The sequence below is a fragment of the Kribbella turkmenica genome, from assembly GCF_004348725.1.
Taxonomy (GTDB): Bacteria; Actinomycetota; Actinomycetes; order Propionibacteriales; family Kribbellaceae; genus Kribbella; species Kribbella turkmenica.
In genome coordinates, this window is record NZ_SMKR01000219.1 from 1 (window position 1) to 10,660 (window position 10,660).

General features: G+C 71.2%; 8 protein-coding genes and 1 pseudogene. 7 read left to right on the plus strand and 2 right to left on the minus strand.

The features are described from left to right. A partial coding sequence (locus tag E1218_RS32520) for a UvrD-helicase domain-containing protein (RefSeq protein ID WP_165949516.1) occupies positions 1–2,298 on the minus strand: 2,298 nt, incomplete at its 3' end. Further along, positions 2,291–5,404 carry a PD-(D/E)XK nuclease family protein gene (locus tag E1218_RS32525; RefSeq protein WP_233712617.1) on the minus strand — a complete coding sequence of 1,038 codons (3,114 nt, stop codon included), beginning with the start codon at positions 5,402–5,404 and terminating at the stop codon, positions 2,291–2,293. The genes E1218_RS32525 and E1218_RS32520, both read right to left, overlap by 8 nt. Positions 5,405–5,498: 94 nt before the next feature. Between E1218_RS32525 and E1218_RS32530 the strand changes: the two genes are divergently transcribed. The 7 genes and pseudogenes from E1218_RS32530 to E1218_RS32555 form a co-directional block, all read left to right on the plus strand. After that, positions 5,499–5,696, plus strand: a complete 198-nt coding sequence (locus E1218_RS32530) for a hypothetical protein (RefSeq protein WP_132326883.1) — start codon at positions 5,499–5,501, stop codon at positions 5,694–5,696. 7 nt (positions 5,697–5,703) lie between these two features. Next, positions 5,704–5,877, plus strand: a complete 174-nt coding sequence (locus tag E1218_RS37605) for a VOC family protein (RefSeq protein WP_233712618.1) — start codon at positions 5,704–5,706, stop codon at positions 5,875–5,877. After that, positions 5,853–6,203 (plus strand): VOC family protein, encoded by a 351-nt coding sequence (locus E1218_RS37610; RefSeq protein WP_233712619.1) that lies wholly within the window; start codon positions 5,853–5,855, stop codon positions 6,201–6,203. The genes E1218_RS37605 and E1218_RS37610 overlap by 25 nt, the downstream gene beginning before the upstream one ends. Further along, the gene (locus E1218_RS32540) at positions 6,200–8,950 is read left to right on the plus strand and encodes an FtsK/SpoIIIE domain-containing protein (protein ID WP_233712620.1); all 2,751 of its coding nucleotides are present in this window, start codon (positions 6,200–6,202) and stop codon (positions 8,948–8,950) included. Before E1218_RS37610 ends, E1218_RS32540 begins: the two co-directional genes overlap by 4 nt. Continuing rightward, the gene (locus E1218_RS32545) at positions 8,947–9,624 is read left to right on the plus strand and encodes a hypothetical protein (RefSeq protein ID WP_132326885.1); all 678 of its coding nucleotides are present in this window, start codon (positions 8,947–8,949) and stop codon (positions 9,622–9,624) included. The genes E1218_RS32540 and E1218_RS32545 overlap by 4 nt, the downstream gene beginning before the upstream one ends. A gap of 14 nt (positions 9,625–9,638) precedes the next feature. Beyond that, positions 9,639–9,899 (plus strand): hypothetical protein, encoded by a 261-nt coding sequence (locus E1218_RS32550; protein WP_132209572.1) that lies wholly within the window; start codon positions 9,639–9,641, stop codon positions 9,897–9,899. Between the two features lie 4 nt (positions 9,900–9,903). Next, positions 9,904–10,660, plus strand: a pseudogene (locus tag E1218_RS32555) (hypothetical protein); the annotation flags it as partial.

The window sequence follows — 10,660 nt, forward strand, 5'->3', positions numbered from 1 at the left end:
GTGCGCGGCCCAGGCGAGGTACGAACGCAGACCGCCGTGCTCCACCTCGGACCACGCCCGCGCCTGGTCGACCACGAACCGGACCCGGCGCCACGCGTCCCGCGCCCGGGGCCCGATCGCGGCCACCTCGAGCATCCGGCGGTCGGTGACGATCTTCGCGAGTACTTCGCTCGGAGTCAGCCAGCGCGCGGCGTAGTGTGTCCGCCGGAGCCACTCCATCGCCTCGCCGACCGGGTGGGTCAGCAACCCGTCCGGAACCGGCGCGGTCAGGGTGAACGAGCCGCCGGATCGCTTCCAGACGTAGAGATCGTCGTCACCACAGCCGAAGAGCGGCGAGCGCAGCGCGGTGACGAGCGCGAGCTGGTCGCTCGGGTCGCCGAGTGCGCGGGCGCAGGCGAGCAGGTCGCGGACCTCGGCCGTCTGGTAGACGAGAGAGCTGGCCTCGGCGCGGTACGGGATGTCCGCGCGGTCCAGCGCGTCCTCGAGGAACGGCAACGACGTCCGCGCCGGCACCAGGACGGCGATGTCGCCGGCTTCCCCGGGACGCCAGGCTTGCGTGCGGTCGTCGTACACCAGCCAGCCCTCGGTCAGTGCCTGCTCGACGACGGCGGCCACGTCGGTGGCTTCGCGTTCGCGCAGGACGGAGGCCTGGGCTCGCGGGAGGTCGCCGTGCGGCTCGGCGCCGAGGATGGTGACGGCCGGCCCGGAGACGGATTCGTCGTAGGTCTGGAGAGGTGGTGGAGCGGGCTCGTCCGACGAGCGCCTGAAGGGCAGCACAGTGGCGAGGTCGCCGACCGCATCCGCGGACGAGTCCTCGAACAGGTCGCCGAGCAACGACAACTGGTCGCCGCTGACGTCGGTCGGCTGCGGCTCGGGAACCCGAGGCGGGTTCGCGGACGGACCGGCGCGATGCGGCGCCAGCGACTGGTACGACGGCTGAGCAGCCTCGTGCGGCTGGATCAACGAACCGAACACGGTGTTGATCCAGTCCAGGATCGGCGACACCGTCCGGAAGTTCGTCGTCAGCGCGACCGTCTCGCCGAGCAGGTCCTGAGCGGTCAGGTACGTCGCGATGTTCGCCCGCCGGAACCGGTAGATCGACTGCTTCGGGTCCCCGACCACGAACAGCCGGCCCGCGGGCACCTCCACGTCGCGCCAGTCGTCGGCGTCCGCCTCGGCCCCGCCGGCGATCCGCACCGCCAGCTCGATCTGGATCGGGTCGGTGTCCTGGAACTCGTCGAGCAGCAACCGCTCGAACCGCTCCTGCAGCGCGGCCCGCACCGACGGCTCCCGCCGCAGCAGATCACGGGCCAGCACGAGCAGGTCGTGGAACTCGAGCCGCCCTTCCTCCCGCCGCAGCCGGGCCGACTCCAGCACGCGGTCCGCGATCCAGTGCGACAGATGCCGCAGGCAAGCATCGAGCAGCAGCTCGACGAGCGACCCCGCGACGTCGACCACCTCGGTGCAGTCGCCGCGCACCTGGTTGACGTCCGGCCAGTTCTCCTTGCGCCCGATCCGGCCGACCTTCAAGCCGCGGAACGTCTGCAGGATCGCCAGCTGCGTCTCCTGGTCGGTCGCGGCGTCCAGCATCACCCCGAGCTCCCGGATCTGCTGCACCCTCGGCAGCAACCGGTCCTCGGGATCCAGGCACGACTCGGCCACGCCGCCGATCTGCGCGGCCGCGGCGACCAGGCCGCTGAGGTCCGGCATCGACACCAGCTCGGGCGGATCGACCAGCACGCGCTCGGCGATCAGGTCCCAGTCGTTGCCGAACAGTCGCGCCAGCGACCGCAGGTGCTTGAGCTCGACCCCGACCGCCATCGCGAGCAGCAACGGTTCCGCGATCGAGTCGTCGTCCAGCACCTGCTGCTGCAGCTCCGCCCAGCGTTCCTCGAAGGCGACCGACGACCCGACCTCGTCGAGTACGTCGATCAGCGGCGGCAGCCCGGCCTCGATCGGATGGGCGAGCAGAAGCTGCTGCGCGAAGGAGTGCAGCGTCCCGATCGACGCCGAGTCCAGGTCGTCCAGCGCCGCGTCCGCGAGCGCCCGCGCCGGGCCCTTCCGCGCCTTCTCGAACTCGACCCGCAGCCGGTCCCGCAACTCGGCCCCGGCCTTCTCGGTGAAGGTGACGGCGGCGATCCGTCGCAGCGGTACGCCGTCGCGCAGGACCAGCGTGGTCACCCGGTCGACCAGCGCATGCGTCTTGCCGGATCCGGCGCCGGCCTCGACGAAGAGCGTCGCCGACGTGTCCGACTGGATCCGCTCGCGCGCCTCGCTGTCCAGCAACACCTCACTCATCGCCGGCCTCCTCGAGCGCACCGGGGTCGATCAACCGGACCAGCCGTTCCAGCGCCGGGTCGTGGCGTTTGCGGTCCCAGCGCGCTCGCACCTCGCTGTGGCCGATCCCGTCAGGGTTGCAGTACGGGCACTGCACCCAGAGGAAGTCCGGCACCTCCGGCGCCTTCGGCGGGAAGTAACCGGCCGCGATCGACGACACGATGACGTCGAGCGTGTCGACGTACCGGGCCTCGACCTCGGGCGTCAGCGGCACCGGGATCCGCTTCCCACCCTTGCGGACGAACCAGTACGACGCCTCGACCGGGGTCGACGGTTCACCCAGGCGGGCGCGCGCGGCGTACGCGTAGACCGGGAGTTGCAGCTTCGTGCCGCCCGCGACCGGGTCGGACTCGATCGCCTCGTACCGCGAGAAGCCGCCGGTCTTCACGTCCGTGACGTAGATCGTGCCGTCCCGGCCGAGATCCACCTTGTCCGCGCTGCCGCGCAGCAGCACCCGCCCCGACGGCACCGGAATCTCCACCGGCGGCTCCCCGTCGAACCCGAACCGCAGCTCCGACGCGACCACCGACGCGTCCCGCTCGGCCCGCCAGCCGTCGTCGTCGTTCAGCAGCACCATCAGGTCGCCGAGGATGCGCAGCCGCTCCCGCTGCCACAGCCGCGGATGTCCGGTCAGACCTTCCGCCTCGAACTGGTCGGCCAGGTCCGCACCGATTGCCAGCAGCAACGACCGCTGCTCGGCCGACCACGGCTCGCCGTACGCCGGCAGCGAGCCGGCCAACCGGGACACGAAGGCGTCGAGGCTGTTGTGGATCAGATTGCCGACCTGCATCGGCGAGATGACGAGCAGGTCCTCGGGCGCCTCCACCGGCTCCACCTGCAGCAGCCGCTCGACGAAGTACGCGTGCGGGCAGGTCGCGTACGCCTCCAGTGACGTCGGCGACGCGATCCGATCCTCCACCGCGTACTCCGGCAGCCCCGAGACACCGGACAGGTCGCCGTCGAACCGGGTGAACGCGTTGCTCCCACGGCCACGCAGCACTTCGCGCGCGCGGACCACGACCGGGTCGTCGAGCCACAACCGCGCGGACATCGCCCGGACCTGCCACTCCTGCTCGGTCGCGGGCATGGTTGCCGTCGTCAACGATCCGGCGTACGACGCCGACGTCCGCAACCGGTCGCCGTACCCGCCCTGGTCCCACTCGGTCGCGGCGAGCGCATGGTCGCCGGTCAGCTCGCGCAAGGTCCCGAGCAACCACCGGGTCGGCAGCCGCCGGGACGATCGACGCAGGTCGCCGCGCGGGAACGACGCCACCACCTTCCGCGAGCCGGCTGAGAACGCGGCCAGGAGATGCCGCTGCTTCTCGTCCAGCCGGTCCCGGAACGACGCCAGCTCGGGCCCCGCCGCCTCCCGGACCCGGTGGGGGAGCAGGGCATCCTCGTGGAACCGGCCCGGATACAGATCCTCTGACAGGCCCACGACGTACACGACGTCCACCGACAGGCCGATGCTCGCCGACAACGGAGCCACCAGAACGCCGGTGCCGAACGTGCCGACGCGGGGGAGTGACTGCCGGAGCTCGAGGTCCAGGACGTCGCGCAGCACCGTCAGTCCGGCCGGCGTCCCGAGCTCGTCCAACGTCGACAGGCCCTTCAGCGACCCCTCCACCGCGACGGCGGCGTACTGCTCCTCGATCGGCAGGGACGAGTAGTCGCCGAGCAGGTCGTGGAAGAGTTGCAGCACGTCCGCGGCCAGCTCGGACCAGGTCTCCAGCCCGGCGAGCGCGTGCAGACGGCGCCGGAGCTCCGAGGCGAACGCGTGCAGGCGCTCGGCGTTGGCGGCGTTGTACTGCGCGCGCCGGATCGAGGCCGGCCGTGGATCCTCGTCCAGCTCTTCCTGCGTGGCCGTCCGCCGCTCGGACTCGGCGTACCGGGCGAGGCGTGCATCCCAGTCGTCGCCGCGGACCACCCCGGCGGCACGCGACATCCGTTCCCACTGCGGCACCGGAATCCGATCGCCGGTGAAGTCGCGCGTCGGGGCGTTCGCCAGCGCCCGGAACACGTCGGCGCGTGGCAGATCCTGGTCGACGAGCGCGAGCACCTCGAGCAGGGTGCGAGCGATCGCGCGTTCGTGAACCGGTCGCGTGCCCGGCCCGTTGACCTCGATCCGGGCGGCGGCGAGATGCTCGTGCAGCAGCCGTGCGTACGGCGTTGCCGCCGAGTACAGGACCGCGATCCGGTGCGCCGGTGTGTGCTCGAGCGACGCAACCACCTCGCGGACAACGCACCGCACCTCGTCGTCGGCGTCGGACGCGTTCAGGACCTCGGTCGCGACCGGGTAGTTCTTCGAGATCGACGTCGGCAGGTCGATCCCGATCCGTTCCAGCGACCGCCGGACCGCCCGGTCGGCCCGGCGTACGTCGGTCAGCCCGACGATCACCGTGAGGTCGGCCGCGGCCGCGCCGAGCGCCTCGACGAAGGCGGCCTCGGTCTGGGTGAGCTCCTGGGGCAGGTAGAGGACGAGGGCGCCGAGCTCGGTCACGAGACCCGGATCGGCATCGACGCGGGCCGCGGCGGCGCGGAGGAGATCGGTCTCGTCGTACCACTCGGGCTCGAGCTCGGACGTCACGTAGCGGTGCAACCTGACCAGATCCGGGCCGAGCGCGGAGGCGCCGGTGACCTTCTCGAGCGCGGCATCGGACAGATCGCGCAGCTCCCGATGGGCTGCGGCAAGCGCTTGGATGGTGGCCGGGTGCTCGGCGACCTCCTCGAAGATCCCGGGCGCCTTCGACAGCGCCGTCCGCCAGGTCGCCGCCACGATCGGGCGGGTCGCGGGGCGTCGCGGCGACAGCGCACCGGCGGCCAGCTGCTCCGCCAGCCGGCCCACCGTGCCCAGATACAACCCGGCGACGCCGGAGACGGCTGCCAGGTGGCGGCGGGCGACGACGCCGGCCAGGTTGTTCGGCAGGAGGAGGGTGACAGGGTTCATCGGATCGTCGGCCTTGAGCCGCGCGACGACGGCGTGCAGGCGATCCAGGGCGGCCGCTCCGTAGGCCGTCGTCTCGATCCGGGTCTCGCTCACCACATCCCCCGATCTCGGAACTGTCATCGCAGACGCTAGACCCTGCCACCGACATAACGGCGACCGGGCGCGAAACGCCATGGTTTCTGCGGGCCGGACGATCCGCTCGGACAATGAAGGCATGACCAGGGAGACGTCGATCGCGCGGATGCTGCTCGTGCTCGTCTTCGCGCCCGCCGGCGGTCTGTTCGGCAAGGCCGTGGCCGAGGCCGCGCAAGGTCTGCAGTGGTGGCCCTGGCTGCTCGCGGCGCTGCTCTGGCTGGTGGTCACCGGCCTGGTCGCGGTGGCGGTGATGAGCCGTTTCGACGAGCACAGATAATGCTCCGATGGTCGCCGCGGTGCATCACGTCGAACTGTGGGTCCCGGAGCTGTCCCGGGCACTGACGAGCTGGGGCTGGATCCTCAACCGGCTGGGCTGGAAGGACGGTGACGGCTGGCCCGGCGGGATGACCTGGATCGCCCCCGACGGAACCTGGTGGTCGAGCAGAGCCCGGCGATGACGGCCGGGGAGCACGACCGGCTGCGGCCCGGGATGAACCACCTCGCCCTGAACGCCGCCGGCCGCGCCGAGGTCGACGCGATCGTCGCCGAGGCCGCCGGCCACGGCTGGACGCTGATGTTCCCCGACCGCCACCCCTACGCCGGCGGCCCGCGGCATTACGCCGCCTTCCTGCACAACCAGGACGGCTACGAACTCGAGATCGTCGCCCCCCGACTGAGTCGTGAGACTACTGATGCCTGGAGTGACGCCAGGGGCTGGTGGTGTGACATGGTTACACCAGGCAAATGGTGTCGCGGGGCAGAAGTGGAAGGACGGTGCTCGTGACGGAGAAGCCTGACGGGGGAAGTACGCCCGGACCGGTTTCGCCGGAGCTCCTGGAAGCCCGGATCCGCGGTCTCCAGCACGCGTTGGGGCAACTGCTGGAGAACGCCCGCCGGCTGACGCACGGCGAGCACCAGCGCGCAGTTCAGCTGCACCGTCAGCTCCAGGAACAGACCGCCATCGCCCGCCGCGAGTCCCGCGGACTGGTCGATGCCAGGACCGCCGAAGCGCTCGCCGAGGCCGAGCCGAGGGCCCGCCTGCTCGCGGACCGGCTCGCACCGGGTCTCGCGTCCGTCCCGCCGAACGACGCGCGCTGGCGGTCGCGTCAACTGGTCGGCGCCGGCATCCCGTCGTACGTGCGGGTGGGGGAGCTCGACCCGGGTACGCCGGTCGCCGCGCCCCTCCTGCGCACGAACGGCTGGCGGGTCACCGCCGACCGCAACGAGTCCGCCCGCAGACTCCTGCAGAGCGTGGCGTTGCGCCTGGTCGCTGCCGCCGAACCGTTCCGGCTCCGGATCGATGCCTTCGACCCCCGGCTGACCGGGACGATGGGGCTGCTGGGTCACCTGACCACGAAGTACCCGCAGTTGGTGCCCAGGGCAACGCACACCGCCGAGCAGCTGCACTCGGTGCTGTCCGGGCTGGTCGACGTCTCGTCGCTGCGCGCCAGCCGGCAGGCGCAACTCGGGCACAAGCGCTTCGAGGACCTGATCCGCGAGACCGGCCGGGTGACCGACCCCTACCGGTTGATCGTCTTGTTCGACTACCCGGCCGGCATCGACACGCTCGCCCAGCGCGACCTGCTCCGGCTGGCGGCGACCGGTGGCGAGCGCGGCATCTGCTTCCTCATCCACCACGACCCGTCGATGACACCCGAGAACGACGTCGACACCAAGCAGTTGCTCGACATGCTCACGCCCGTTGCCATCGCAGGCGAACGGGTCGAGGTCGCGCAACTGCCCGGCGTACCGGCGAAGCTCGACCCGCCGTTCGACGCGAACGTTGCCGCCGGCATCTGTGACGTGGTGGCCGAGCTGGCCGAGATCGCCGTCCTGCCGACGATCGACTTCGACCGGACGCTGCCGGACCGCTCGGCCTGGTGGCAACCGGTCAAGGACGAGCTCAGCACGGTGATCGGGTACGACGACCGGACACCGGCGCTGGTGCGGTTGCGCAGCGGCAACCCGGCGCTGCCGCACGTCCTCGTCGGCGGCGCGGTCGGTCAGGGCAAGTCGAACCTGCTGCTGGTGATGATCCACGGTCTCGCCGCCCGGTACGCCCCGGCCGACCTGGAGATGTACCTGCTCGACTTCAAGCACGGCGTCGAGTTCTCCGCCCTGGGTCCGGCGGCGGAGCGTCAGCACTGGCTGCCGCACGTGCGCGTGCTCGGAGTCCACAGCGACCGCGCGTTCGGTCTCGCCGTACTGCGTCATCTGTCGGACGAGCTGGCCCGTCGCAGCGAGATCTTCAAGTCGCACGGCAACGTCGCCGACATCGCGGAGCTTGCCCCCGGCCCCGATCGGCCGCCGCGCCTCCTGGTCGTCCTGGACGAGTTCCAGGTGCTGCTCGAGGACGACGACGAGCTCGCCGACGAGGCGGCGAAGCTGCTCGAGCGGCTGGTCCGGCTGGGACGCGCGTACGGCGTGCACGTCGTCCTCGCGACCCAGACGATCGAGGGGGTCAAGCGGCTGTCGACCCGGCGGGACTCGATCTTCGGCCAGGTGCCGTACCGGATCGCCCTGAAGACCACGCCCGCCGACGCACAGGCGATCCTGCGGAACGGGAACACGGCCGCCGCGGAGCTGCAGTTTCGCGGCGAGGCCGTGCTGAACGCGAACTTCGGTTCGCCCGACGACAACCAGCACGTCCTGGTCAGCTTCGCGGACAAGCCCGTCCTGGACGACCTGCGCCGGGAGCTGTGGATCAAGTCCGGGACGACGCATCCGCCGCGGGTCTTCCATCTCGCCGAGCCGGCCCGGCTGACGGACACCGCGGCCGCGGTGAAGCCGGAGCCGGGGCGGCCGTGGACCGGGTTGCCGATCGCGGTGACGGAGGCGCCGGTGCCGGTCGAGGTACGGCCCGAGCCGGGAGCCGGCGTACTCGTGCTGGGTGACGGTCCGGTCGACGCGCTCGGCGTACTGAGTGGTCTGGCGTTGTCCACCGCGGCCGCCGCGGTGAACCCGCCGCGCTTCGTCCTCATGGACGGGACCAACTCGTCGCCGGATGTTGCCGATGGCAAGGGTGCGTTGATCCAGGCGTTGCGGCAACTCGGGTGTGAGGTCGAAACGGTCGACAAGCACGACGACATCGCACCGCGGCTGTTCTCACTGCGCGACACGGTGCGCAACGGTCAGGTCGGCGGGGAGACCTACCTGCTCGGGTTCGGGTTCCACGGCGTGCCGAGAATGCAGCTGCACGCCGAGGGCTTCTTCGAGAGTCCGGCGAACGCGCTGCAGGACATCGTCCGCGACGGGCCGGCGCAAGGACTCATCACGTTCGGCTGGTGGAACCGGCTGCACGTGTGCACCGAGCACCTCGGCTACGGGCGTGCGAACGTGGCGACCCACGTGTTCCTCAGGCACCCACAAGACGGCGTACGGGCAGTGTGTGGGCCGCTCGTGCGATGGGCCTCCGAGCCGCACCGGGCGCTCCTGTGGGACGGACTGCATCCTGAGGCGCAGGTCGTCGTACCGTTTGCGGCACTGCGGTCCGACGAAGTGGATCGCGCGGTGGAGTTGGTACGGCGATGAGAACGGAAGAGCAGGAGTGGGCGGAGTACGCCCGGGCGCTGCGGCAGGTCGCGGGAGCCCGCGCGGACGCGCAGCAGGCGCAGGACCGGTTGACCGCGCACAAGTCCAAGGCCGAGGCGACCGCTCTGGCCGAGGCGGATGCGATGGCCGAGCGCGGCCGGACGGTGGAAGCCCGGCTGAACGCGCTGGCGGAGCAGGCAGCCGCCAGTCTGCAACGGGCCGGCCTGCCCGCCGAGGGCAGGCGGGTCAACATCGTCGTCCCCGAGATCTGCGGGCTGACCGACCTGGAGTCGGCGGCGGCCCGGCTGACCAGGCAACTGGCTGAGGCCGTCGACCAGCTCGAACAGGTCCGCGCTGACGCCCGGGCTCTCCAGGAGCGCCGCAAGCGCCGTACCGTCAGCGCGGCCCTGACGCTGGTCGGGTTCGTGGTGGTGTGGGTCGTCACGCGGTCGTTCCTGGCCGGTGTGGAGGCCGCCGCGATCGCTGCGGTCACGATGCTGGCGGCGTCGCGGGTGCTCGGCCTGCCGCGCCTTCCGGGCGCCCGGTGGTGGGGCTGGGGAGGTGCGGTCGTGGTCGTGGCCGTGATGGCCTCCGGGCTGCCCTGGTGGCTCGCGATCCTGGTGCCGGTCGTCGTGTCCGGTACGGCGATCGTGCTGCCGAAGAAGCGTCGTTAGGGAAGAGGGTCATCATGTCCGATGTACAGCGGCTCAAGGAACAGCTGCACCAGGTCTCGATGGAGGCCAAGCAGGCGGCCGGCGGCCTGGCCGGTTTCAAGCTCCGCTTCACCCAGCACAGCCAGCAGGTGGAGAGCCTGATCGCCGGTACGGCGACCGGCGTCGACCGGGACATCTCCGAGATCCTGGACGCGGCCGGCAAGGCCGTCGAACAGGCCGCCGAGGCCCTGGAGATCGCCTCGGCCGGATGCAAGAGCTACGCCGACCAGATCTAGACAGATGGTTTCGGACCTGCAGCGGGTCGCGCGCGGTCTGGTCGAATGCCTCGACGAGGTGCCGCAGGTGGTCCAGCACCTCCGACGGACCGCCGACCGCTGCCGCGAGAACGCACAGGTCGCCCTGATGGCGTCCCACGGCCGGGCCACGGTCGCCGCGCAACAACTCGACGCGGCCGCCCGTGCCTGCGAGGCTGCCGCCCACTACCTGTCGATGGCACCCCCGAGAGCCCGCGCCTGGGCCGAACGCCTCGTCGGCTCCCCGCGGACGACGGACCGCCCGTCGAGCGACTCCGCCGACCGCAACAAGGCCACCGGCGGAACCGGCGACCTCGCCGAACGCGACGCCGGAGGGCGCACCAAACGCCTCACCGCGCGGTTCGCCGACGTGGAGCTCCCCGGGGACGACAACGAACCGCCCCTCATCACGGTCGCCCGCAAGGCCTTCGACAAGTTCCGCAAACAACACGAGAAGGACGAGGAGGACCGCGACCCCGCCGAGGAACCTCTCGAGGTCGAGATCACGGTCACCGAAACCGGCGACCTCGTCATCGAGGAAGACAGCGACGAGGACCGCAAGGACCGCGAACAGCGCGAGTCCCGAGCCACCGCTGACCACTCCATCGACCTGGACCTCACCGAAGCCGTCAAGCACCTCCTGGCCGCCATGTCCGACCACACCGACGAATCCTGGGACCACGCGCACCTCACCATCACCCCAGACCGCGCCGAAGCCACCTTCGACTACCCGGATCCCGACC